Source organism: Celeribacter sp., from assembly GCF_048270365.1.
Classification (GTDB): domain Bacteria; phylum Pseudomonadota; class Alphaproteobacteria; order Rhodobacterales; family Rhodobacteraceae; genus Celeribacter.
This window is the reverse complement of sequence record NZ_JBLWTA010000011.1, coordinates 85,809-111,101: the sequence shown is the minus strand read 5'-3', so window position 1 is coordinate 111,101 and position 25,293 is coordinate 85,809. Positions and strand designations below refer to the sequence as shown.

Annotated in this window: 23 protein-coding genes; 20 read left to right on the top strand and 3 right to left on the bottom strand. The window is 59.7% G+C overall.

What is annotated here, in order from left to right; translation table 11 throughout:
- Nucleotides 1–129 precede the first annotated feature (129 nt).
- Nucleotides 130–2,769 carry a type I DNA topoisomerase gene (gene topA, locus ACN0X0_RS15585; RefSeq protein ID WP_417279892.1) on the top strand — a complete coding sequence of 880 codons (2,640 nt, stop codon included), beginning with the start codon at nt 130–132 and terminating at the stop codon, nt 2,767–2,769.
- A 45-nt stretch (nt 2,770–2,814) separates the two neighbouring features.
- Here topA and ACN0X0_RS15580 read toward each other — a convergent pair whose 3' ends face one another.
- Nucleotides 2,815–3,714, bottom strand: coding sequence for an MBL fold metallo-hydrolase (locus ACN0X0_RS15580; RefSeq protein ID WP_417279891.1), 900 nt, complete (start codon nt 3,712–3,714; stop codon nt 2,815–2,817).
- Between the two features lie 217 nt (nt 3,715–3,931).
- Between ACN0X0_RS15580 and ACN0X0_RS15575 the strand changes: the two genes are divergently transcribed.
- The 6 genes from ACN0X0_RS15575 (at nt 3,932) to ACN0X0_RS15550 (ending at nt 9,455) form a co-directional block, all read left to right on the top strand.
- Nucleotides 3,932–4,636 (top strand): CoA transferase subunit A, encoded by a 705-nt coding sequence (locus ACN0X0_RS15575; protein WP_417279890.1) that lies wholly within the window; start codon nt 3,932–3,934, stop codon nt 4,634–4,636.
- A 12-nt stretch (nt 4,637–4,648) separates the two neighbouring features.
- Nucleotides 4,649–5,701, top strand: coding sequence for a GSCFA domain-containing protein (locus ACN0X0_RS15570; protein WP_417279889.1), 1,053 nt, complete (start codon nt 4,649–4,651; stop codon nt 5,699–5,701).
- Complete coding sequence (locus ACN0X0_RS15565; RefSeq protein ID WP_417279888.1) at nt 5,698–6,513, top strand: hypothetical protein; 816 nt, start codon at nt 5,698–5,700, stop codon at nt 6,511–6,513. The genes ACN0X0_RS15570 and ACN0X0_RS15565 overlap by 4 nt, the downstream gene beginning before the upstream one ends.
- A 31-nt stretch (nt 6,514–6,544) precedes the next feature.
- Nucleotides 6,545–7,189 carry a 3-oxoacid CoA-transferase subunit B gene (locus ACN0X0_RS15560; protein WP_417279887.1) on the top strand — a complete coding sequence of 215 codons (645 nt, stop codon included), beginning with the start codon at nt 6,545–6,547 and terminating at the stop codon, nt 7,187–7,189.
- 198 nt (nt 7,190–7,387) lie between these two features.
- Entirely contained in the window at nt 7,388–8,707 is a 1,320-nt protein-coding gene (locus ACN0X0_RS15555; RefSeq protein ID WP_417279886.1) for an FAD-binding protein, read from the top strand.
- Nucleotide 8,708: 1 nt separating this feature from the next.
- Entirely contained in the window at nt 8,709–9,455 is a 747-nt protein-coding gene (locus tag ACN0X0_RS15550; protein ID WP_417279885.1) for an SDR family oxidoreductase, read from the top strand.
- 48 nt (nt 9,456–9,503) lie between these two features.
- Here the strand turns inward: ACN0X0_RS15550 and ACN0X0_RS15545 are convergent, their stop codons facing one another.
- Nucleotides 9,504–10,391: a lytic transglycosylase domain-containing protein gene (locus ACN0X0_RS15545; RefSeq protein ID WP_417279933.1), complete on the bottom strand. Its 888-nt coding sequence runs from the start codon at nt 10,389–10,391 to the stop codon at nt 9,504–9,506.
- 389 nt (nt 10,392–10,780) lie between these two features.
- Here ACN0X0_RS15545 and ACN0X0_RS15540 point away from each other — a divergent pair, with 389 nt between their 5' ends.
- The 12 genes from ACN0X0_RS15540 (at nt 10,781) to ACN0X0_RS15485 (ending at nt 21,904) form a co-directional block, all read left to right on the top strand.
- Nucleotides 10,781–10,972, top strand: coding sequence for a Flp family type IVb pilin (locus ACN0X0_RS15540; RefSeq protein WP_417279884.1), 192 nt, complete (start codon nt 10,781–10,783; stop codon nt 10,970–10,972).
- A gap of 31 nt (nt 10,973–11,003) precedes the next feature.
- On the top strand, nt 11,004–11,195 hold the full coding sequence (locus tag ACN0X0_RS15535; RefSeq protein WP_226554137.1) for a Flp family type IVb pilin: 192 nt from the start codon (nt 11,004–11,006) through the stop codon (nt 11,193–11,195).
- 299 nt (nt 11,196–11,494) lie between these two features.
- Nucleotides 11,495–12,337: a Flp pilus assembly protein CpaB gene (cpaB, locus tag ACN0X0_RS15530; RefSeq protein ID WP_417261985.1), complete on the top strand. Its 843-nt coding sequence runs from the start codon at nt 11,495–11,497 to the stop codon at nt 12,335–12,337.
- A 281-nt stretch (nt 12,338–12,618) separates the two neighbouring features.
- Nucleotides 12,619–14,028, top strand: a complete 1,410-nt coding sequence (locus tag ACN0X0_RS15525) for a type II and III secretion system protein family protein (RefSeq protein ID WP_226554135.1) — start codon at nt 12,619–12,621, stop codon at nt 14,026–14,028.
- 4 nt (nt 14,029–14,032) lie between these two features.
- Complete coding sequence (locus ACN0X0_RS15520) at nt 14,033–14,698, top strand: OmpA family protein (protein WP_417279883.1); 666 nt, start codon at nt 14,033–14,035, stop codon at nt 14,696–14,698.
- 277 nt (nt 14,699–14,975) lie between these two features.
- Nucleotides 14,976–16,229: an AAA family ATPase gene (locus ACN0X0_RS15515; protein ID WP_417279882.1), complete on the top strand. Its 1,254-nt coding sequence runs from the start codon at nt 14,976–14,978 to the stop codon at nt 16,227–16,229.
- 47 nt (nt 16,230–16,276) lie between these two features.
- The gene (locus ACN0X0_RS15510; protein ID WP_417279881.1) at nt 16,277–17,731 is read left to right on the top strand and encodes a CpaF family protein; all 1,455 of its coding nucleotides are present in this window, start codon (nt 16,277–16,279) and stop codon (nt 17,729–17,731) included.
- A 26-nt stretch (nt 17,732–17,757) separates the two neighbouring features.
- A complete protein-coding gene (locus ACN0X0_RS15505) occupies nt 17,758–18,729 on the top strand; it encodes a type II secretion system F family protein (protein ID WP_417279880.1) in 972 nt (323 codons plus the stop codon).
- A 19-nt stretch (nt 18,730–18,748) separates the two neighbouring features.
- Complete coding sequence (locus ACN0X0_RS15500; protein WP_226554130.1) at nt 18,749–19,735, top strand: type II secretion system F family protein; 987 nt, start codon at nt 18,749–18,751, stop codon at nt 19,733–19,735.
- 46 nt (nt 19,736–19,781) lie between these two features.
- On the top strand, nt 19,782–20,372 hold the full coding sequence (locus ACN0X0_RS15495; RefSeq protein WP_417279879.1) for a tetratricopeptide repeat protein: 591 nt from the start codon (nt 19,782–19,784) through the stop codon (nt 20,370–20,372).
- A gap of 147 nt (nt 20,373–20,519) precedes the next feature.
- Nucleotides 20,520–21,395, top strand: coding sequence for a tetratricopeptide repeat protein (locus tag ACN0X0_RS15490; protein ID WP_417279878.1), 876 nt, complete (start codon nt 20,520–20,522; stop codon nt 21,393–21,395).
- 8 nt (nt 21,396–21,403) lie between these two features.
- The gene (locus ACN0X0_RS15485) at nt 21,404–21,904 is read left to right on the top strand and encodes an A24 family peptidase (protein ID WP_417279877.1); all 501 of its coding nucleotides are present in this window, start codon (nt 21,404–21,406) and stop codon (nt 21,902–21,904) included.
- A gap of 132 nt (nt 21,905–22,036) precedes the next feature.
- Here the strand turns inward: ACN0X0_RS15485 and ACN0X0_RS15480 are convergent, their stop codons facing one another.
- Complete coding sequence (locus ACN0X0_RS15480) at nt 22,037–23,671, bottom strand: hypothetical protein (protein WP_417279876.1); 1,635 nt, start codon at nt 23,669–23,671, stop codon at nt 22,037–22,039.
- 275 nt (nt 23,672–23,946) lie between these two features.
- On the opposite strand from ACN0X0_RS15480, the gene ACN0X0_RS15475 reads away from it, so the two are divergent.
- Entirely contained in the window at nt 23,947–25,260 is a 1,314-nt protein-coding gene (locus tag ACN0X0_RS15475) for an ATPase (protein WP_226554125.1), read from the top strand.
- The last annotated feature ends 33 nt before the right edge of the window (nt 25,261–25,293 follow it).

Below are 25,293 nucleotides of genomic sequence, written 5' to 3'. Positions count from 1 at the left end.
ATCGCAACTCTTTCGAAAACCCATGCTCATTGGAACAATAATCTGTGCAGTCCATTGACATTTCACATAGCCTGCCCCCATTTTCCGCCGCCATAGGCCCCAGTCACCCGAGAATCTTAAGGACCGTCCATGCCAGTTGTTGTTGTCGAATCCCCCGCCAAGGCCAAAACGATCAACAAATACTTGGGCAAGGATTACACGGTGCTGGCCTCCTACGGACACGTGCGCGATCTGCCGCCGAAAGACGGCTCGGTCGATCCGGACAATGATTTCGACATGACCTGGGAAGTGGGCGCCGACAGTCGCAAACACGTCAAAGCCATCGCCGATGCGCTCAAAGACGATGACGAACTGATCCTCGCGACCGACCCCGATCGCGAAGGCGAAGCGATTTCGTGGCACTTGCAGGAGGCGCTGACCAAACGCCGGGCGATCAAGAAATCGACCGCCGTGTCGCGCGTCACGTTTAATGCCATCACCAAGCCCGCCATTTTGGAAGCGATGAAAAACCCGCGCCAAGTGGACGTGCCGCTGGTCGACGCCTATCTGGCGCGCCGGGCGCTAGACTATTTGGTCGGGTTCAACCTCTCGCCGGTTTTGTGGCGCAAACTGCCGGGCGCGCGCTCGGCGGGACGGGTGCAATCGGTCTGCCTGCGTCTGATCGTCGAGCGTGAACAAGAGATCGAAGCGTTTAATCCGCAGGAATATTGGTCCGTCAAAGCGATGCTCGAGACCCCGCGCGGTCAGGATTTCGAAGCGCGTTTGACGCAGCTTTCGGGCAAGAAGCTCGACAAATTCGATCTGAAAGACCGGATGAGCGCCGAAATGGCAGTGCAGGCCGTCAGCTCGCGTGCCCTCAAAGTCGCCTCGGTCGAGGCCAAACCCGGCTCCCGCAACCCTTCGGCGCCCTTCATGACCTCGACGCTGCAACAAGAGGCCAGCCGCAAATTCGGCATGGGCGCGCGTCAGGCGATGAACGCGGCGCAGCGCCTCTACGAGGCCGGCCTCATCACCTACATGCGGACCGACGGCATCGACATGGCGCCCGAGGCCGTGGCGCAGGCGCGCGATGCGATCAAGGATCGCTACGGTGACAAATACGTCCCCGCCAGCCCCCGCATCTACAAGAACAAAGCGAAAAACGCCCAGGAGGCGCACGAATGTATCCGCCCAACGGATATGTTCAACGCGCCTGACAAGCTGAACCTCACAGACGCCGATCAGCGCAAGCTCTATGATCTCATCTGGAAACGCACCATCGCGTCCCAGATGGAAGGCGCGAAGATGGAGCGCACCACGGTCGACATCGCCTCTGACGATGGCGAAGTTGTGCTGCGCGCCACCGGTCAGGTCGTGGTCTTCGACGGCTTCATGGCGGTTTACACCGAGGGCCGCGACGATGTGGACGAGGATGACGAAGGCCGCCTGCCGCAAATCAGCGAAGGCGAGGCCCTCAAGAAGGTCGCAGGCGGGCTCAAGGCGCAGGCCGCCGAAAAAGAGGCCGTTCTGGGCGACAATGACGCCGTGCTGGGCCTTCAGCACCACACCAACCCACCGCCGCGCTACACCGAGGCCACTTTGGTCAAACGGATGGAAGAGCTGGGCATCGGGCGTCCCTCGACCTATGCCTCCGTGCTCACCACGATCGTGGATCGCGAATATGTCCGCAAGGAACAGAACCGCCTGATACCGGAGGACAAGGGCCGGATCGTCACGATTTTCCTGATGAATTTCTTCCGCAAATACGTGGGCTATGAATTCACCGCCAACCTCGAAGAGGAGCTCGACGAAATCTCGGCGGGCGATCTCGATTACAAAGAGGTTCTGGCGAAATTCTGGCGTGATTTCCATGCGGCCATCGCGGAGACCTCTGACCTGCGCATTTCCGAAGTGCTTGATAAACTTGACGAAGCCTTGGCTCCGCAGCTTTATCCGCCGCGCGAAGACGGCAGTGACCCGCGTATTTGTCCGAAATGCGGGCAAGGGTCTCTGCACCTCAAGACCTCGCGCACCGGCGGTTTTGTCGGCTGTTCGAACTACCCAGAGTGCACCTACACGCGTCCGATTGCGGGCGAAGGCGCCGAGGGCGATGAGCGGCTTTTGGGCGAGGATGCCGGCGATGAGATCTGGCTCAAGGCCGGGCGCTTTGGTCCCTATGTCCAGCGCGGGGAACCGACGCCGGAAAACAAGAAACCGCCGCGGGCCTCGCTGCCGAAAGGCTGGTCGAAGGACGACATGGACCTCGCCAAAGCGCTCACGCTCTTGTCCCTGCCCCGCGAGATCGGCGAGCACCCGGACGGCGGCATGATCAAGGCCAACTTTGGCCGGTTCGGCCCCTACCTCATGCACCAGCTGCCGGATGAGGCGAAGCCGGTCTATGCCAATCTCAAAGACCCGAACGACGTATTCGAGTGCGGTATGAACCGTGCGGTCGAGCTGATCACCGAGAAGCGCAACAATCCGGGACGCGGGCGTTCTGCAGCGGCGAAGCCCTTGAAAGAGCTGGGCGATCACCCCGATGGCGGTCCGGTGCAGGTGATGGAAGGCCGCTACGGTCCCTATGTGAAATGGGAAAAGGTCAACGCGACGCTGCCGAAAGACGTCAAGCCCGAGGACCTGACCATGGATCAGGCGGTCGAGCTGATCGCGGAGAAGGCGGCGAAGAGCGGCAAGAAAGCCCCCGCCAAGAAAAAGGCGGCGCCGAAGAAAGCGACGGCCAAAAAACCGGCCGCAAAGAAAGCTCCGGCGAAAAAGAAAGCCGCTGAATAAGCGAGAGACTGATCAGAGGGCGCCCCGAAAGGCGCCCTTTTCATTTCAGAGCTTTGGCTCGAACCGGTTGACCGGAATGGAAAACACCGCGCGGCCCTTGTCATCCGGCTCCGGCAAACGCCCACCCCGGATGTTGACCTGAAGCGCATAGAGCATCCGCCCCGGCAAAGGCAGGGTCGCATCGCGCGCGTCCCGGGTTTCGATGAATTCCTCTTTCGAAATCCCGTCTTTCACATGAATGTTCGAGGCCTTGTGTTCGGCCACCGTGGCCATACAGGCCTCTTCCCGCCCGCCTTTCTGATAGTCATGCCCAACAAAAATGCGGGTGTCTTCCGGCATGGCGAGAATGGTCTGCAAACTGTCCCACAGTTCGGCGGACGAGCCGCCCGGGAAGTCGGCGCGCGAGGTGCCGCTGTCGGGCACCATAAAGGTGTCATGGGCAAAAACCGCATCGCCGATCACATAAGACACCGAGGCCAGCGTGTGACCAGTCGAGAGGATGACATGTGCCGTCAACCCGCCGATGCCGAATGTGTCGCCCGGCTCGAACAGGCGCTGCCAATACTCGGGGCGGTTCTTGAGGCTGTCATCGGCGTAAAGATCGGCCCAGATGTTTTGCACCTCGAGAACCTTCTTGCCGATCGCCTGCGGCGCCTTAAATCGTTCGGCAAGATAGGGCGCGGCGGAGAAATGATCGGCATGGGGGTGGGTGTCGAGCACCCAGACGACATTGAGCCCCTGCTCTGTCACAAAGCTTGCGATCTCATCGGCGCTCGCCGTCCATGTGGCGCCGGAGGCCGGGTCGAAATCCAGCACCGGGTCGATGATCGCCGCTGATTTCGTGGCCGGGTCGATGACGACATATTGCCAGGAACCGCTGGCCTCTTCGTAGAAGGCGGCGACATCCGGGCTTCCGGGGCGGTTTGACGCGGCGAAAAACTGCATAGGGTATCCTTTGTGTATTAATCACATTCTCTCTTGTGAATATGATGCACCGCACGCCGCAATCAAGCCCGACAAAAATAATAAATTATTATGACGTCCCGTATTTGACCTAATAGCTCCTTCGCAGGAAAACCAACCTGTTGCAGTGCAGCAAAGAATTGACTCACTCCGCCAGAACCCGGTTAATCAGGCAAACGCCATTCACGGGAGGACGAAGATGAGTAAGGTGTACGGGTCGGCCAAAGAGGCCCTCGACGGGATTTTGAAAGACGGCATGCTGATCGCCGCGGGCGGGTTCGGCCTCTGTGGCATCCCTGAGTTACTGATCGACGCCATTGTCGAGAGCGGCGTCAAGGATCTGACCGTGGCCTCCAACAACGCAGGCGTCGACGGGTTCGGTCTCGGCAAGCTGTTGGAAACCCGCCAGATCCGGAAAATGATGTCCTCCTACGTGGGCGAAAACGCGGAATTCATGCGTCAATATCTCTCCGGCGAGCTGGAGCTGGAATTCAACCCGCAGGGCACGCTGGCCGAACGCATGCGCGCGGGCGGTGCTGGCATTCCGGGGTTCTACACCAAGACAGGCGTCGGCACGGTCATCGCCGAGGGCAAAGACCACAAAGAGTTCAACGGTGAAACCTACATCATGGAAGAGGGCATTTTTGCCGATATTTCTATCGTGAAAGCCTGGAAAGCCGATGAGACCGGCAATGCGATCTTCCGCAAGACCGCGCGCAATTTCAATCCGCCGGCGGCGATGTGCGGCAAGATCTGCATCATGGAAGTCGAAGAGATTGTGCCCACCGGCTCGCTCGACCCGGACCACATCCACATGCCCGGCGTCTATGTGCACCGCCTGATTCAGGGCGAGCATGAAAAACGTATTGAGCAGCGCACGACGCGGCCCCGTCCGGCGGCGTAACGCGACACGATCTTGGGCAGCCCCTATGACACCCTCCCGGCCTCCGCCTTTTGGCGGAGCGGCGTCGCCGAAGCAGAGCTTTCGGCGATCAAGGGGCTGTACCTGCCGAAATTTCCGATCACCCGCGAAACGAAAATCATGACCGCGGGCAGTTGCTTTGCCCAGCATGTGCATCGCGCTCTGGCGGCCCGCAATTGGGCGGTGATCGACACGGAAACCCCCGTGGCCCCGATTGCCCGCGAGGTGCTCAATCGCTTTGGCTACGGGCTTTACTCCGCGCGGTACGGCAATATCTACACCGCGCGTCAGATGCTTCAGCTTTTGCGCGAGGCCCTAGGCGAATTCGCCCCGGCCGAACCGATCTGGACGCGCGAAGGCCGCTATGTCGATGCCCAGCGCCCCAATGTCGAAGCCGAGGGGCTCGAGCGTCCCGAACATGTGCGACAGGCCCGTCGAGTGCATTTGCGACGGGTGCTTCGGGCGGTGAAAGAGGCGGAGGTTTTCGTCTTCACCCTCGGGCTGACCGAGGTCTGGCGTCACCGCGACAGCGGCACGGTCTACCCGACCGCGCCCGGCACGCTCGCCGGGGACTATGACCCGGAGCACTACGAATTCCACAACTTTACCCTGCCCGAGCTGCGCAAGGATCTCGAACAGCTGCGGACCCTGCTCGTGCTGCTCCGCCCCGGGATCAGGATGCTGTTGACCGTCTCGCCTGTGCCCTTGACCGCCACGGCCTCGGGCAAACATGTGATGGTTTCGACGGGCTATTCCAAAGCCGTGCTACGTGCCGCCGCCGGCGAGCTTGCAGACAGCTATGGCGATGTCGATTACTTCCCCTCCTATGAGCTGATCACAAACCCGGCGGCCCAGGGCCGGTTTTACAAGGACAACCTGCGCTCCGTCACCGACGAAGGCGTGACCGCCGCCATGCGCATGTTCTTTCAGGCCCATGACCCGCAAGGCGAGGCCTATGTTGCCGCCAACACAGCCGCGCAAATCGACGAGGACGAAGACGATGATCTGGTCTGCGAAGAGGCCCTGATCGAGGCGGAGCGCTCATGACGGACGAAGTGGGCAAGCAAAAGGTTCTCATCGTCGGCTCCTCGCATACCGGCGCCTTCTACACCGCGCGCGAGCGGATCAAGACGGGCTTCCCCGGTCTTGAGGTCAGCTATTTCGGCATGCCGGGGCGGATTTTCAGCGAGGCCCTGTTCGAGAATGGCATTTTGCGCGCGGCAGATGCCAAGGCCCGCAAACTCGCCTGGATGGACCGTCCTGAGATTGATTTTTCGCCCTTTTCCCTGATCATTCAGGTCGGCGAACGTTTCACGCTCAACCACGTGATGCGGCTCATGGCGTTTCACGATGTGCTCGAAGAGGCGGAGCGCAGCGGGCGGGCGCCGATCTCCACCGCAGCGCTCACGGCCTTTCTGACCAGCATGGTGCAATCGCGCGTCGATCACATCGTGGACCGTTTCGGGGCCGACGACCGCTACTGCATCCTGCCCGCGCCCTACCCGCTTGCGCGTTCGACCACGCCGGGGCCGAAACATGAATACGGCCTCACCGCGCTCTCACAACGTGGCTTCGCCGATCAGTGGATGACGCACTATGAGGCGATCATCACGGAGCGGATGCAGGCGGCGGGTCTCGATGTTTTTCTACAACCGCATGAGACCCGCGCCGGGCAATTCATGACGCAAGACCGCTATGCCCGCCCCGGCACCGACATCGCCGCGCCCGAAGGGCAGGTGGATCATCGGCATATGAATTCAGACTACGGATGGCAGGTGTTCTGCGCCATCGCAGAGCATCGTCTTGGACTGACACCGGAGGGCGACGCCCTCTCGACCCAACAGAAAATGACAGGATGACCGAACAAGCGTTCGGCAAAGGAGGAGAATTATGGCCGAGAAAAACAAAGGCTGGGACCGCAATCAAATGGCCGCGCGCGCGGCGCAGGAGCTGGAAGACGGCACCTATGTGAACCTTGGGATCGGCATCCCGACCTTGGTGCCGAACTTCATCCCGGAGGGCGTTTCCGTGACGCTTCAGTCGGAGAACGGCATGCTCGGCATGGGGCCGTTTCCCTATGAGGGCGACGAGGACCCGGACCTGATCAACGCCGGAAAACAGACCATCACGGAGCTGCCCAACACCGCCTATTTCGACAGTTCTTTCAGCTTCGGCATGATCCGTGGCGGCAAGATCGCCATGGCGATCCTCGGCGCGATGGAGGTCGATGAGAAGGGCGATCTGGCGAACTGGATGATCCCCGGCAAGTTGGTGAAAGGCATGGGCGGCGCGATGGATTTGGTCGCGGGCGTGGGCCGTGTGGTGGTGGTGATGGATCACACCAACAAACATGGTGAGAGCAAACTTTTGAAGGCCTGCACTCTGCCTTTGACCGGTCAGGGCGTGGTGGATCGGGTGATCACCAATCTGGGTGTGCTGGACGTGGTCGAGGGCGGTTTGAAGATCGTCGAACTGGCCGATGGGGTCACGGAAGACGAGCTTCGCAAAGCGACCGAGGCGACGATTGTGGGCTGAACGCCTGTCTGAGTATTGTCACCGCAATGAAGACGGAACGCGGCTCAGAGATGGGTCGCGTTTTTCTCTGCCTTGATTGTTCAAAAAACAGAAACAGCATCATATTGTCGCCCCAATTGTTTTTTAAACCTCCGAGCAATCACAAGGCCTTTCTCTTAGAAAAGGTCAGAGCAGACACCGTCATCCACAGGATTTCCGATGACCTGGAACACAGTTACTTACGCCGGCTGGGGGCGGGCGCGCAGCGCCACGGGCCAGATCGCCCGCCCGGAACGCCAATCTTCTTTGCTGCGCGACATCGCGGGCTTCGCCGCGCCTGCCTTTGGGATGCGGCGCTCTTATGGCGATGTGGCGTTGAATGACGGCGGCCACGCCTATGACATGACGCGGCTGGACCGCGTGGTGTCTTTCGACGCCGAGACCGGCATTGTCGAGGTCGAGGCCGGGATGCCGATCGGGGATTTGGGCCGCGCCTTTGCCGCCAAGGGATGGATCCCCCCCGTCATGCCCGGCACAGGCTTTGCCACGGTCGGCGGCTGTATCGCCAATGACGTGCATGGCAAAAACCACCATGTGAAAGGCTCCTTCGGCCAGCATGTGACCGAGATCACTCTGATACAGGGTGCTGCGGTCAAAACCATCACGCCCAAGAGCGGCGCGATCTGGAAGGCCACCATCGGCGGCCTCGGCCAGACCGGGGTGATCGCCAAGGCGAAGCTTCAACTCATGCCCTGCAAAGGCGACATGATGGTGCTGACCGAGCGGCGGATCGACAGCCTCGATGACTTCCTCGTGGCCTTTGACGAGAGCAAGACGGATTACACCGTCGGCTGGATCGACGCGACGGCGACCGGCGCGCATCTGGGACGCGGGATTTTGGAGGAAGGCGAGATCACCTCCGGCATCAACACCAGCAAGGAGGGCGCCAAGGCGGTGCCGTTCAACGCTCCCGGCTGGGCGCTGTCGGCGCCGGTGGTGCGGGTGTTCAACGAGCTCTATTTCCGCCGCGTGCCCGCGAAAGGCCGCACCTCTGTCAAACCGATCACCGAGCCGTTTTTTCCGCTCGATGCGATCCACGACTGGAACCGCCTCTACGGCAAGCATGGATTCAACCAGTTCCAATGCGTGGTGCCGCCCGAGCGCGTCGATGTGCTGCGCCTGATGCTTGAGAAAATCGGCGCGTCGCATCTGGCCTCGCCTCTGGCAGTGCTCAAAAAGATGGGTGCGGGTCGAGGTGGCTATATGTCTTTCCCGATGGAGGGTTACACGCTGGCCGTCGATTTCCCGAACAAGGACGGATCAGAAGAGCTGATCAAAGAGCTGACCGATATGGCGCAGGACGCGGGCGGGCGGATTTATTTCGCCAAGGACGGCGTGGCCGAAGCGGCCCAGGTGGCTGGCATGTATCCCGAACACGACAAATGGCAGCGCGCGGTGGAAAAAGCCGACCCGGAGGGAGCGATGACGACTGATCTGGTACGGCGTCTGAACCTGCGTGAAAGCGCAAAGGAGAGTTGAGATGACACAGACAGCACAGACCTGGATCATCCTCGGCGCAACCTCTTCGATGGCGCGTGCCATGGCACGACGGCTGGCGAAAGAGGGCGCGATGCTGATCCTTTGCGGGCGCGATATGGAAGACCTCGCGGCCTCCGCCGAAGATTGCAAAGCGCGTGGGGCAAGCGAGGCTTTGGCGATGCGGTTCGATGCCCGCGACAGCACAACCTTCGCCCCCATCATCGACCACGCGATCCTGAACGAAGGTGCCATCAACTGCGCCGTCTTTGTCGGCTCCATGCCGGAACAATCCGCAATTGACGCCGACCCGACCCTGATCGACGGCGTGGTGCAGGACAGCCATATCGGTCCGGCGACATTTTTGTCGATGCTCGCGCCCCAAATGGAAGCGCGCGGTCAAGGCACCGTCGTAGGCGTCGGATCGGTCGCCGGAGATCGTGGCCGGATTGGAAACTATGTCTACGGTTCGGCCAAGGCGGGATTCGCGACATATCTTTCGGGCCTGCGCAATCGCCTGACGCGCGCGGGCGGTCATGTGGTGACCGTGAAACCCGGCTTTGTCGACACGGCGATGACCTGGGGCATTGAAGGCATGTTCCTCGTCGCCTCCCCCGATGCGGTGGCGAAAGACATCCTGCGCGCGGTGGCGAAGAAAAAGAACGTGATCTACACGCCGTTTTTCTGGCGCTACATCATGTTGATCATCCGGCACATCCCGGAATTCATCTTCAAGAAAATGTCGATCTGAACGCCTGTTGAGATCAGGGGCCCCACAGGAGCCCCTTTGGGCCCCTTTTCAATTGGACGCCCGCACCGCGTTGGTGGCAAAGACGCAGCCGTCTGAATAAAGCTCCGGCTGGGTCACGCAGAGGCGCTTTGTCACCTGCCAAGCGGCCAACACCTTGGGCACATAGGCACGTGTCTCGGCATAGGGCGGCGGGCCGCCGGCGGATTTCACCGCGTTTTCCCCCGCATTATACCCCGCAAGCGCCAGCGCCACATCGCCGTTGAACTCTTTCAACAGCCAATCGAGATAGGCGATGCCGCCCTTGATGTTCTGGTCCGGGTCCGTGGCGTCGACGCCAAAACGTTCTGCCGTGGCGGGGATGAGCTGCATGAGCCCTTGGGCCCCTGCCCCGCTCAGCGCCGCCTCATCGCCCGAGGATTCGACCGCCATCACCGCCAGCGCCAAGGCCGGGCTGACCTGTGTTCCGATGGAGTTGAGCAGGAGCGACGGGCCGTAACGATTGGCCAGATCGGTCACATGTTGAAACGAGGGCGAGGGAATCGTCTTTTTCGTATCGAGATCGAGCGCCGCCAAAGCCGCGCCGAACCGCGACGCCTCGGCCCCCGCCAGATCATGCGGCACGGCGGTCCAATACCAGTCCAGAAGATCCTGCGGCGCGGGCGCCTCGGCGGCTTGGGCCACAGGCGGGGCTTTGAGGGTTTTGGGGCCGGGACGGATTTGCACATTGATCAGATTGCCCGCGCCCCCTGTTGGCACACCGAGACGCTTGGTGCGCACCTCAGGCCAGGGCGGCGGAACCTGTGCCTCAGCGGTGGCGGAGGGCGTAGCCTCCTGGCCCTGATCCTGCGCGAAGACAGGCGCAGCAGAGGCCATGGCCATTAAACTCACAGAGAAAACAATCGGAGACAGCGCCCCGGATCGAAACTTTTGAATCATACGCAACTGCTCTCATGACAGGCCTGTTGGTCGGCCTTTTCAGTGGAATTGCATCCAGTTTCGCAAAAATCACCACGTTTTGCGAGTGATTTAGAGGGATTCAGAATAAATCAAAGGCCCGCATTAACCGGTTTTTCACTTAAAAAGCATTTTCTCAAAAAATAGTTAAAATTTTTTATTATTTAAAATCATACACTTAATAAATTGTGACCCGGATTTCTTCGCGTTTCCAAAAACGTACCAATGCTGCCCAACTCTCGCCCCAGTTCGGGGGCCATATAGGCTCATCGAAAGCGCAACGGAGCGACACAGCCAAGGGAAACGGCAGGTGCTCCAAACGCTAAGACGTGGAAAAACTGAGCTGAAACATATCCTCGGAGGGTAAACTTATGAAATTCTTCAAACTCGCAAATCGCTTCAAACGTGACGAAGACGGCGCCGTGACCGTTGACTGGGTCGTGCTGACTTCTGCCATCGTCGGCCTCGCCATTGCCGTTCTGGCCTCCGTTTCCAGCGGCACCACTGCCCTCGGCGACAAAATCTCCGCCGATCTGATGTCCCGCACTGTGGTCACATACTAATCCCACTGAATTCCAAATTCGGAGTAGACTGATGAAATTCTTCAAACTCGCAAATCGCTTCAAACGTGACGAAGACGGCGCTGTGACCGTTGACTGGGTCGTGCTCACTGCTGCCGTCGTCGGCCTTGGCATTGCCGTTCTGACCACCGTGTCCAACGGCACCACCGCACTCGGCGACAAAATCTCCGCCGATCTGATGTCCCGCACTGTGGTCACCTACTAATCTCTGCACGGTCCACACGGGCCGAGCAAGATACAAAAACCGCGTCTTCACTGGGAGGCGCGGTTTTACTTTGGTGGGTGGCAGTGTCTGAGAATTCAGCCTGTGTCATCGGAGCGGAGCATATCGGCCCCAATCGAGCGACCGAGAACAGCCCGCGCAATTCGGGGCTTTTGTTCCGGAAAATGCAAAAATTCATGCCAACGCCGCCTTGGCACCACCGAAATGCCGTATTTGACTGAAAAGTTAAGAGCGTATCGCGAGGGGAGAAATCTGTCCTCCGCAAGAAAGGGACGACTGTTATGCGTATCATTTTCGGATTGGTCCTCGTCATCGGGGTCGCACTGGCGGGATTTGCCGTTCATATGACGCGGGGCTACCTGTCGACATATCAGGCAGAGCTTGACCGAGAGAAAGCCATGCGCTCCTCTTCCGTCCAGACCGAAGAAATTTACGTTGCCCTCGAACAACTGACCTATGGCGAACCGATCCTGCCGGAAAAGGTGAAAAAGGTGCTTTGGCCGGTGGACGCCATCCCCGCCCAGCCTTTCATGACCGAAGAACAGCTTTTCCCGGAAGGTCCCGACGTGCTGCGCGCAGCCCTGCGCACCATCGAGCCGATGGAGCCGCTCATGGGCGCGAAAGTCACACGTCCGGGTGAGAAAGCCGGTGTTGCGGCCCGCCTGTCAAAGGGCATGCGTGCCTTTGCCATCCGAGTGGACGTCAGCTCAGGCGTTTCGGGCCTGTTGCGCCCTGGCGACCGTGTCGATGTCTATTGGACCGGCCGTCTGCCGAACGCCGCCAGCGAAACCACAAAGCTGATCCAATCCTCCATGCCGCTGGTCGCCGTCGACCAATCCGCCGACGAAGAGCGCCAGACCACCGTGATCGCCCGCACCGTGACCGTCGAGGCGACCCCGACAGAAGTCGCGGCCCTGGCCACCGCGCAAAGCACCGGGCGCCTGTCGCTGGCGCTGGTCGGTCGCGATGACGACACGGTCGTGGCCGGTGTCGAAATCGACAAGAACACGCTTTTGGGCATTGTCGAACAGGAATATGTCGAGGCCCCGCGCGAGGAAGTGTGCACCATCCGCACCCGCAAGGGCGGCGAGATGATCGTGACCCAAATCCCCTGTACAGACTAAAAACAGCGAAGACATAGCCGTCAGGCTTAGAATTCATACAGTTTGCGCCAAACCTGCCTCGGGTTTGCTGCAGTCGTTTTTATGTGGAGGCTTCAAAGACTTGGCCGGTATTCTTCGGCATTTTGGCCAAAGCGCGGCATTTAGGTCTTGTGACTTATCCACATCACCAAATGCGCCCAAGAGATTGATTATTGCAAAAAAAGTTAATTTACCGCATGGTCGAGCCCAAGTGGACCGTCAGAGTCCGTTCTTGAGGCGTGGTCGATCAGAGGCAGGATCACATGAAAATGTTGAATATGTTCAAGGCAGCCCTCGTCGGGTGTGCCCTTATCGGTGCAGCACCCCATGGGGCGTTTGCAGATAAACTCCGTGTTATGACCGGGTCTCCTTCGGGCGTTCTGAACGTTCCGATGAACCGCGCCGTGGTCGTCGAAAGCGACGAACCCTTCGCAGAGATCTCGGTCGCCAACGCAGAGATTGCGGATATTTCCACCCTGTCGGATCGCACGATCTACGTCCTGGGCCGCACCCCCGGTCTGACGACGATCACGCTTTTGGCGCCGAACGGCTCGCTGATCACCAACGTTCAAGTGCAGGTCACCCCGGACGTGACCGAGTTCAAGGAACGCCTGCGTCAGATCATGCCGAATGAAACGATCGAGGTGCGCACCGCCAATGACGGCATCGTGCTGTCGGGCGTTATTTCCTCGGTCACCATGATGGAACGCGCCGTCGAGCTCGCCGAACGCTACGCGCCGGGCCGGGTGTCCAATCTGTTGAACATCGGCGGCACCCAGCAGGTGATGCTGAAAGTGCGTTTCGCCGAAATGACGCGCTCTGTGTCCAAGAACCTGTCTTCCTCCATCGGCATCGCCAGCACGAATGTTGCCGGGTCCAGCGGCACTTGGCTGAGCGCAAACAACTCTGCCGCGGCGATTGCGCAAAACGGCGGCGTCACGGTGAGCGAGGGAACTCTCGGCGCACTGAACATCGGCGGATCAATCGGCAACACCCAGCTTTCTGTCCTGCTTGAAGCCATGGAAGAAAAAGGCCTCGTCCGTACTTTGGCCGAGCCGAATCTGACCGCACTGTCCGGCCAACAGGCCAAATTCCTCGCCGGTGGCGAATATCCGATCCCGGTGTCCAGCGAGGACGGCATTTACATCGACTTCAAACCCTTCGGCGTGGAACTTGAGTTCGTGCCCCGCGTGGTCAATGGCGATCAGATCAACCTTGAAATGCGCGCCGCCGTTTCCGGGATCGACTCGACCGTCAACTACTCGGTAGATGGCTTTACGTTGAACTCGTTCAAACGTCGTGAGACCTCCACCACAGTCGAGCTGCGTGATGGCCAGAGCTTTGCCATCGCGGGCCTCTTGCAGGACGACTTCGAAGATCTCGTCGGTCAGGTGCCGTGGCTGGGAGACATCCCGGTTCTGGGGGCACTGTTCCGCTCCACCGATTATTCGCGCCGTCAATCCGAGCTGGTGATCATCGTCACCCCGCATCTGGTGACGCCGACCAACGGTTTGGCTCTGGCCCTGCCGACGGATCGCGTCAAAATCCCGACCGAGAGCGATTTGTTCCTCTTTGGCAAAACCTTCGGCGGCACCTCCGCGCCGCAATCCGGCAGCGCCGCCGAAGTTGCGAAACAGGACTTCTCCGGGTCCTATGGCTATGTGATGGAGTAAGGACATGCGGGATACTTTGAAACTGACCCTCGCCGCCTCTGCCCTTCTGGCGCTTGGCGCGTGCTCCGATCAACCAGCAGGCTCTTCTTGGTTCCAAGAGGCGGGCGGCTATCTCGACAATGGCACTTTCGGCAATGCGACCATGAACAACACGTTGGTTCAGACCGGTCAGCTGAGCTACGTGATCGACCTGAACGAACGCTTTGCCTCGCAGGTTCCAGCCACGGTGAATTTCGAATTCAACTCGGCCGTTCTCGATGGCGTGGCACGCGATGCGATCCGCAAACAGGCGCATTTCATGGCACAATTCCCCGAAGTGCGCTTCCGCGTCTACGGCCACACCGATCTCGTCGGCTCGAACGCCTATAACAAATCGCTCGGCCTGCGCCGCGCGAAAGCCGTCGTCGCCGAACTGGCCCGCAACGGCATCTCGCGCTCGCGTCTCGAGGCCATGGTCTCTTACGGCGAAACCCAGCCGCTCATCGTGACTCAGGACCCGGAACGCAAAAACCGCCGCACGATCACCGAAGTTTCCGGCTTCGTCGAAAACTCGGACCTCGTGATGGACAGCCGTTACGCCGAGATCATTCACCGCGAATATATCGAAAGCGCCACGGCGCCGTCCGATCTGGTCGATTTCGGCAGCCGGGAGATCAACCCGGGCGGCTAAAGAGTTTCTCGACACAGCACGCAATATGAACAATGGGGCCAAACCTGCACCGGGTTTGGCCCCATTCGCGTTCATATCGTCCCCCAATAGCGAATTATTACGCGATTTCGGCCCTATTGTTGCCCCAGTTGCCCGGCACCTTATCCCCAATGGGAGCAGTATGTCCGACCTGTGAGTCGGGCAGACGCGCCAGGGGAAATGGGGTGTTGGGTCTCTATCTTTCAAAGACTTGGCGGACAATCGATCCTGGCGTTCGAGTAAAAGGACGCTTTGAGCAATGACGAGTGAAGCTCTATTGCAAAACGACCCGGCCCCGCTGGTTGCCTGTACGATCAGCCGGGACGTGCAGAATTTCGATCTTTTGATCGAGGATATGGAGAGCGAACTGGGCGAAGCCTGGGGCGATCTTTCCTTTGAAGATGCGCGACAATTTTTCCGGCAACCGGAAAGCGGCGGGCTGAAATTCGTAGCCATTGCCCTCGATCAGGAAGACGAGGGCCTTTTGGCGATGATCGCCGACCTGATCAAATCGGCCAAGGTTCAGGGCATCAAGGTGATCCTGATCGCCGATGAGGTCTCGCCGATGGCGCTGCACCAGCTCTTGCAACTGGGCGCTGAAGATTTCATCCCCTACCCGCTTCCGGAACAGGCGCTCCACGATGCGATCGAGCGGCTGAACGCCCCGCGCAAAGTGCCGGCGGTCGATTTCATCGACACCGCGCGTCCTGCGACCTCGAAACACGGTGGTGCGAACGGGATCGTCCTTCCTGTCCACTCCATCGCGGGCGGCACCGGGGCGACGACGATTGCCGTGAACCTCGCTTGGGAATTGGCCACGATCGAAAAGAAAGGCCCGCAACCGCGCGTGCTTCTGATCGATCTCAACTTGCAATTCGGTTCGGTCTCGACCTATCTCGATCTCCCGCGTCGCGAGGCCGTCTATGAATTGCTGTCCTCGACCGAGAGCATGGACGACGATGCGTTCAAGGGCGCTTTGATGAATTTCAACGACAAGCTGTCGGTGCTGACCGCGCCGACCGAGGTCTTGCCGCTCGATTTCATCGAACCCATCGATGTCGAGCGCCTGCTCGACAAGGCGCGGGCGCATTTCGACTATGTGATCATCGACATGCCGACGACTTTGGTCGCCTGGACCGAAACCGTTCTGACCGCGGCAGAATTCTATTTCGCGCCCATCGAGCTCGATCTGCGCTCGGCCCAGAACATCCTGCGCCTGCGCAATGCGCTGCGGGCCGAGGAACTGCCGTTCGAAAAGATGCGCTTCCTGTTGAACCGTGCGCCCAAAGGGATGGACCTCTCGGCCAAGGCGCGGATCAAACGCATGGCGGAAAACCTCGAGATTGCCATCGAGGTACAATTCCCCGACGGCGGTCGCCCAGTGCGCGAGGCCTGCGATCAGGGCATGCCTTTGGGGCTTGAGGCCACGAAAAACCCGCTGCGCAAGGAGATCCACAAACTGGCCGCCTCCCTGCACGCCCGCCAGACCGAACAGCTTGAGGCCGCACAATAAGGTCCCGCAAGGTCCCGCCTCGGTGGGCCAAATGAGGTAAGAGACAGATGTTTTCGCGATATAAGAAATCAGAGACCCAAAAGGCGGCGCCCGTCGCGGCGACGGCCGCGCCAAGCGCTCAGTCGACCCCTGCTCCCAAGTCGGCGAAACCCGTCAAAGCTGCGGCGCCTACACAGAAACCGGCCAGCCGCGCGGCCCAGCCGACGCCGATGGATAAGGAACGCCGCCGCAAGGAGCGTCTCAGCGAAATCAAAGTGGAGATGCACAAGCGTCTTCTCGAAGACCTCAACCTCTCAGCCCTTGAAAACGCGGCGGAAAAGGACCTCAGATCCGAGATTTCCGATATCACCGCCGAGTTTCTGGCCGATCAGGGCCTGGTGCTCAATCGCGATGAACGCATTACACTGAACCAGGACCTCTACGACGAGGTGCGCGGTCTCGGCCCGCTTGAGCCGCTTTTGAAAGACGAAAGCATCAACGATATTCTGGTCAACGGCCCGCAACAGATTTTCGTCGAACGCGCCGGTAAACTCGAACTGTCGGACATCACCTTCAAGGACGAAAAGCACCTCTTGCGGATCATCGACAAGATCGTCTCCGCTGTGGGGCGCCGCGTCGATGAATCGAACCCCTACGTTGACGCCCGTCTCAAGGACGGATCGCGTTTCAACGCCATGGTGCCGCCCGTTGCGGTGGACGGCTCGCTCGTCTCCATTCGTAAGTTCAAAAAAGAAAAACTCGCGATCGACGATCTCGTGCGCTTTGGCGCCTTCACTGAAGAAATGGCCGCCTATCTTCAGGCCGCCGTCTCCACCCGTCTCAATGTCATCGTGTCGGGCGGTACCGGCTCCGGGAAAACCACGACGCTGAACGCGCTGTCTTCCTTTATCGACAATGACGAACGCATCCTCACGATCGAGGATACCGCGGAACTTCAGCTGCAACAGACCCACGTCGGTCGGATGGAAAGCCGCCCGGCAAACGTCGAGGGCAAGGGCGCCGTGACCCAGCGCGACTGTTTGCGCAACGCGCTGCGGATGCGTCCGGACCGGATCATCGTGGGGGAAACCCGTGGTGAAGAGGTGATCGACATGTTGCAGGCCATGAACACCGGCCACGACGGCTCGATGACCACGATCCACGCCAACTCTGCGCGCGATGGCGTGTCGCGTCTGGAAAACATGATCGCCATGGCCGGGATCGAGATGCCTTTGAAAGCCGTGCGCTCGCAAATATCCTCGGCTGTGAACCTGATCGTGCAGGCCTCGCGTCTGCAAGACGGCTCGCGCCGCATGGTCTCGATCACCGAGGTGACCGGGATGGAAGGCGATGTGATCTCGATGCAGGAAGTCTTTCGCTTTCAGCGCACGGGGCTGACGCCCGACAATAAAATCATCGGCCACTTCACCGCGACCGGCGTGCGGAGCCACTATTCCGAACGCTTCCGCATGTGGGGTTACGATTTGCCGCCGTCGCTCTTCGAGCCGACGAACCCGCGTTAAAGCGTTTTAAAAAGAGGACGACGCTCATGGTCATTTCTATGGAACCCGTCATTTACATCGTGATTTTCGTCGCGGTGCTGGCCTTGGTCGAAGGCATTTACCTGACGGTGTTCGGCAAGTCGATCTCGCTGAATTCGCGGGTCAACCGCCGTTACGAGCTTTTGGAAAAGGGCACGGGCGATCGCGAAGAGGTGCTCAACCAGCTCCGCAAGGAGATGAGCCAACACCTCAAATCGCGCAAGATCCCGCTCTATTCCGTACTGGCCGAAAAGGCGCAAAAGGCCAATATCGCTTTCTCCCCGCTACAGCTTTTGCTGGTGATGGGGCTGTTGGGCATGGTCGCCTTTGTCGGTCTGTCGATCGGCACCGCCGCCTCAATGCCGATCCGTGTGGTGGTCTCCATCGCAATGGGCATCGGCGCGGTTTACGTCTGGATTCAGACCAAGGCCAAGAAACGCCTCGCGCTTATCGAGGAACAGCTTCCCGATGCGGTCGAGTTGATGGTGCGCAGCCTGCGCGTCGGGCACCCGTTTTCCAACGCGCTCAACATCGTCGCCAAAGAGGTTCCCGATCCCTTGGGCACCGAAATGGGCGTGATCGCGGATGAAAGCGCCTATGGTCGCGACGTGGGCGAAGCCCTCAAAGACATGGCCGAACGGCTCGACATGCAGGATTTGCGCTTCCTCGCGGTGGCTGTGGCGATCCAACAGCAATCGGGCGGCAACCTCGCCGAGGTGCTCGACGGTCTGTCAAAAGTGATCCGCTCGCGATTCAAACTGTTCCGCCGGGTCAAGGCGATCACCGCCGAGGCAAAATGGTCCGGCAACTTCTTGTCTGGCTTCCCGCTTTTGGCGCTTTTGGCGATCTCGCTGGCGAAACCCGATTATTACGACACGGTCAAAGGCACGCCGGCCTTCATTCCCGCCTGTCTGGTCGTCGCCGGCTTCCTCGTTGCGAATCTCTTCGTGATGAAAAGCCTCGTGAACATCAAGGTCTGAGACGGAAAGGACACCGATCATGCAAGAGCTGTTTTCTTCCATCCTGGGCGAACAACTTGGCCCCTTCGGCCCGCTGATCCTGATGGGCACATTGGGCGCCGTGTTGATCCTCTTCACCCTGCCGGTGCTTTTGAAAAAGAAACGCGACCCGATGGATCGCCTGCGCGAACAAACCCAGTCAACCAAGGCTACCGCCAAGGGAAAATCCCCAGCCAAGCTGCGTTACGACAACAAGAAAGGCGCCAAGCTCGAAAAATATTCCGCCTTCCTCGAGCCCCAGAACGAAGAAGAATACTCCGCCGCCCAGCTCAAGATGATTCAGGCGGGGTATCGGACGAAAAACGCCGTGCGCATGTTCCACTTTGCGCAATTCGCGATGGGTCTGAGTGCGCTGGGGTTTGGTCTGATCTATGCGCTGATGAAATCCTCCGAACAGGAAATGACCCCGAAATCCCTGTTCCTGACCGTGCTTCTACCCGCGACGATCGGGTATATGCTGCCGAAATACTGGGTCACGCGTCGGGTCGAGACCCGCAAGGAAGAGATCATCAACGGCTTTCCGGACGCGCTCGATTTGATGCTCGTCTGCGTCGAGGCCGGGCAATCTCTGGATCAGGCCATTATCCGCGTTTCGAAAGAAATCCGCTCCGGCTTTCCGGCGCTGGCCGATGAGTTCGAAATCGTCTCCTATGAGATCAAGGCCGGCAAGGACAAATCCATCGTGCTCAAGGACATGGCCGAACGCTGTGGCGTGCCCGATGTGGCCTCTTTCGTCACCGTTCTGATCCAGTCGCAGCAATTCGGCACCTCGATCGCCGACGCGCTTCGGATTTATGCTGCAGAAATGCGAGATAAACGCGTGATGCGCGCCGAAGAGGCCGCAAACAAGTTGCCTACCAAGATGACCCTTGCCACAATGATGCTGACCGTGCCGCCGCTTCTGATCATTCTGATCGGCCCGTCGGTGTATGACATCTACATCATGCTCGGTGAGAACAGCTTCTGATCTTCGGATCATCGGCCTCACCGGCGAGACAACAGCAAGGGACATCATGTCTCCACGATTTTCGCGCGCGGCCCTCGGGCCCGCGCCTTACGTCTTTCTCATGGGCCTCTCTCTTCTGGCCGCCTGCCAGGACGGCGGGCTGAAACCGCTTCGGGATTCCGGGGATTACGCCCCCGTGGGCGTCGATGCCTCCGAACAATCCGTCGACGGGCTGATCGTCGGCCACAGGTTGATGGCGGCTGGCGAATATGAGCTGGCGCTCAAGGCCTATTACCGCGCCGCCGCGCATCAGGGCATGACCGTCGACACGCTTTCCGCCATCGGTTCGGCCAAGCTCCGGCTCGGGCGATTGGGCCAGGCCGAAGCGGACCTGCGCCGCGCCATCGAACTTGACGACACCTTCGTGCCCGCCTGGAACAACCTTGGCGTCACCCTGATGGAACAGGACGAATATGGCGAAGCCGAACGGGTGTTCCGCACCGCCTTTGCCCTCGACAGTGGCCAATCTGCCGAAATTCGCGAGAATTTGCGCTTGGCACTCGCTAAACTCGAAAATCCTGAGTATAGTGAGACCTACGAGAGCAATTTCACCTTGGTGCGACGCGGGACGGGAGAATATCTTATCCTTGCGCGCTGAGACGGCCAGAGACCCGAAAACGGGCCGGACGTCAAAACAAGGCGAGACCAGAGATGAGGCAAACCGGGTCAAAAGGCGCAAAGCCACGAGGATCAATCCTCAGACGCCCGAGCAGACAAGAGGTGGCAGGCACCCATGACCAACATCATGACCCCTATTTCCCTGCGCAAGCAGACCGTGATCACGCTCGCGCTGATGGGCACTGTCGCCCTTTCGGCATGTCAGAAACCCTTTGGTGGAGATGTCCGCCGGGCCGACACCTCTGTGAACGCCATCGATGGCACCGGGCTCTCGGACATCATGCTGAACGCCGCCGATCCGGCCGAAGCTGTCTCATATTTCTCACGCTCCGTGGGCGAAAACCCGGACCGTATCGACCTTCGTCGTGGCCTCGCGCAATCGCTGATCCGTGCGGGCCAAAACGACGCTGCCGTCGCCGCCTGGAAAGCCGTGGTGGGCCATAAAGAGGCGACCAACGACGACCGTGTGGACTATGCCGACGCGCTCATTCGCACCGGCGAATGGAAACAGGCCGAAGCGGAACTCGACAGCGTGCCGCCGACCCATGAGACCTACAAACGCTATCGTTTGGAGGCGATGATCGCCGACAGCAATCAGGAATGGAAAAACGCCGACAGTTTCTACCAAACCGCCGCGGGCCTGACCACACGCCCCTCTGGCGTGTTGAACAACTGGGGCTATTCGAAACTGACGCGCGGCGAATATAAAGAGGCTGAAAAGCTTTTCGCGCAGGCGATCACCTACGATCCCTCGCTTTTCACCGCCAAGAACAACCTCATTCTGGCCCGTGGCGCGCAGGGCAAATACGACCTGCCGGTGATGGAAATGTCCCAGACCGAACGCGCGCAGCTTTTGTACACGCTGGGCCTTGCGGCCGTGAAAGCGGGCGATGTCGCCATCGGCAAGGGTCTGATCAAGGACGCGATCGACACCCATCCGCAGCATTTCGAAGCCGCCGTGCGCTCGCTCCGTGCGCTTGAGGCCAACGTCAGCAACGGCTGAGGAACACCATGATTTCCCTGTCTCCTCAGGCCGCGCTCTGGTTTCTCGTACCGGTCGCCGTGGTGTCCTTTGTCGCGGCCTTCAATGACCTGAAACGCATGAAGCTACCGAATGCGGTCGTACTTGCGCTGGCCGCAATCTATGTGGTCATGGGGCCGTTTCTCTTGCCCTTCGATCAATATCTCTGGGGCTTTGCCCATGCGGCGGTGATGTATGTCGTGGCGCTTTTCGCCTATGCTTATCTGGGCGTCGGCGCAGGCGACGGCAAATTCGCGGTCGCCATGTCGATGTTCATCCCTTTCTCCGACGTGGGGGCCGTCCTGACGCTGTTTGCGGCCTTTCTTTTGGGCGCTTTCGTGGCGCATCGCATCGCCCGCGCCATTCCCGCCATTCGTCGCGCGACGCCGGACTGGGTGTCCTGGGAGCACAAGAAATTTCCGATGGGTCTGGCCCTAACGGGCACGATGGTAACCTATCTGGCACTGGCGGTGGTGATCAGGGCGCTCTGAGTAAAGCGCATATGCGCCCCACGCTCTCGTCTGGCGTTAACCTTAATCTGATTAACCTTAACGCCAGATCAAACGCCAAAGGAGCAGAGATAGCCACTCCCTAAAGGTTGGGCGGAAGGCAGGGCGAAGCCCTCACTCCTTCACAATCGGATAAACCAGCATCATCGGATCACGCAGCGGCGGGCGCAGGGTCAGCCCGGCCTGCTCAATCGCCTCCAAAGCATGGCGCTGGGTCGAGACATCAATCGGACAGGTCGGGACGATGATGGCATCGGCATGTTCGATCCCCGGCACGCCGGAATAATACCATGGCGCGCCGCCTTCGAGCGGCGCGAAGCCGCCCAAAATCCAGATGCCCGACGCAATATCGGCCACGAAAAATTCGCTCTCGGGCGGGAAGTTGAACGGCGGCTGTTTCAAACGATCCGCCATATAGCTATGGAGCGCCACTTCGCCGGCCTGAAGCGTACAGCGCGGCAAGGTCTCACCCAGAAACGTCACCGCCTCAAAGCGTTCGCTTTCAATGACATAGGGTTCAAGCTCCGGATACCGATCCACCATCGCTTCGCGTCCCAAGACCATGCTCGTGCGGTCGGCTTTGACGAAAATATCCGGAAGCTCGGAGCGCGACGCAAATTGCGGCACATAGTCGTCGGCCTCCACCGCGAAAAGCCGGAAGGGGCTTGTGACGATGTTCTGCAACGAGGGCGCAATCAGGGCAAAGGCCACCAGCGCCAGAGCGGAGACCGCGTTGCGCGCATCGGCGTTGAACAGCACGCGCTGGCCCCGCATGGGCCGCTGCGCCATGAGCAACAGGCACAAAAGGATCAGCCAGGTCGGATCATTGCCGAAATTCTGATAGGTCACATAGATGAACCCCGGCGCGAGGAGCAAAAGCAACAGCCCCGCCATCGCCTGCCCCGACTGGCGCAGGACGATCACCGAGAGGATCAAACACAGGCTGCCAATAAGGAACCGCGGCGCATTCATCACCTCGATCAGCGACATCCCCGGCGCGGCGCGCGTGCCCGAGCGTGTGACGGTCAAGAGATCGTTGATATAGGCCGGAAAGAAATCGACGCCGTAAAACGCAACCATGACACCAGCCACCACCAGCCCCGTCGCGATCCCCGCCACAAGGCTGCGCATCGCACCACGCATGAGGAACCCGAGCGCCACGGGCAAGACGAAGGCCACGAAATACGTCGGCTTGATCAAGGCCAGAACCGCCAACAACAGCCCGGCGATGACACCATCGAGACGCGGCGCCTTGCGGCCCTCGAGAGGCGGCAGAACGGCGAGCAAGATCACGATGAAAGACGCCGCCCAAGCCCAGCGGTTGTAATACATCGACACGGAAATCGCGGTGACATTTTCACCATGCACAAGCGCCAGAACCAGCGCCATGATCACCGCGCCAAAGACCCAGGCCGACAGCCCCCTGAGACGCGACACGGCCACCCAAAGCACCATCGGTGCCAAAAGCACGGCGATCAGCACCTGCGCCGCGATAAAGGCCATGCCCATGCCGAGCCCCGCCTTGGCAAAGGCCAGGATCGGCAAAAAGGCCAAAATCCCGATGGGCGTGGAGAAATCGAGATGCGGCACCTGCCCGTCCAGCATGCGCAACAGAATCTCGATCATATGCGCCGCATCGCCTTCGTGCCGGTCGAGATAGAGCCCGGACTTCGCCAAAGCGACACCCCCGAACACACAGATCAAAACCGCGAGAAATGCCGCGTATTTTCCGGCCGAAATTCTTGTCATACTGCCTGCCTCATGCATCGCGCGTTCTCTTCCGGGTATAAGGTGTTTCAACACCGCAATCACACCCCGAATTCCGCCGAAAAGCTGCTCATAGCGATGGCGGATCGCTTTCGTTCATTTTTGCGAAAGATTATGGCCAAACACTGGGTTTTGCAAAGGCAGCGTCGAAAACCCTGCCGAAAATCTTGGCTTTGGCGCCGGGGATTCGTACACTCGCGCAAAAGAGACACCGCGTGGCCCCATGAGGCCCGCAAGGCGCATAGAGAGAGCAGAGCATGAACATGGAAGTCACCCCCAATGTGATCGCGCCGGTCCAGCCGCGGCGGGCGGAGGAGACGGGTCTGTCGCCCGTGATGATGCGCGACATCGTGTTGAAAACGATGTTCCGCACCAACCTCGAACAGGTCTCGCGCCTATCACAGGTTCTGGCTTTGCCGATCTCCGTGACGCAGGATCTGGTCGACAGAGCCCGCGAACAGGGCATGGTCGAAGCCACAGGGACGATGCACGCGGGCGCGGGCTCAGAGATGGGGTTTCGCCTCTCGGACACCGGCAAAGCGCGCGCCTTGGACGCGCTCAGCCAGTCAGAATACTACGGCGCCATGCCGATCCCGCTTGAGAAATACGCCGAACAGGTCAAACGCCAATCCGTGCGCAACATGAAGGTGACGCGCGATGCGTTGCTGGGCGCGATGGGGCATCTGATCCTGCCGCCCGATCTGTTGGACCAGCTTGGGCCTGCGGTGGGCGCCGGGCGCTCGATCCTGATGTACGGGCCGCCGGGGAACGGGAAATCCTCGATCTCCAACGGCATTCGCGATGCCTTGGGCGATCTGATCTACGTGCCGCGCGCGATTGAGTACAACGGCTCGGTGATCACGGTCTATGACCCCTTGATGCATGTAAAACGCGAAGATGCCGATGACGATGCGAACGCGCTGCGCAAGACCGCGAACCGCTTTGACCGGCGTTATGTGCGCTGTGAGCGGCCTTCGGTGGTCACCGGGGGGGAACTGTCGCTCGACATGCTCGATCTGGTCTATAACCCGACCGCGCGGACCTATCAGGCGCCGTTGCAGCTCAAATCCACAGGCGGGATTTTCATCGTCGACGACCTTGGCCGCCAGGAAGAGCCGCCGCAGAAACTCGTGAACCGCTGGATTGTGCCACTCGAAGAGAGCAAGGATATTCTGGCGCTGCAATCGGGCGAAAAATTCGAAGTGCCTTTCGACACGCTGGTGATTTTCTCGACCAACTTCCACCCGAACAAGATCTTCGACACCGCTGCACTGCGCCGGATTTTCTACAAGATCAAGATCGACGGGCCGGATCAGGCGGGCTTTCTGAAAATTTTCGCCATGGTCGCGCGCAAGAAAAAGATGCCCTTGGATGAGGCCTCTTTGGTCTATCTGTTGAAAGAGAAATACCCGACCATCGACAATGTTTACGCCAACTACCAGCCGGTCTTTCTGATCGACCAGATGATCTCGATCTGCGAATTCGAGGACATCCCCTATCAGATGACGCCCGAACTGGTGGACCGAGCCTGGGCCAACATGTTCGTCGAAGAAAGCGAATTCGCGCATTGATCCGAGGCGCTAGAAATCAGTAACGCCCCGATC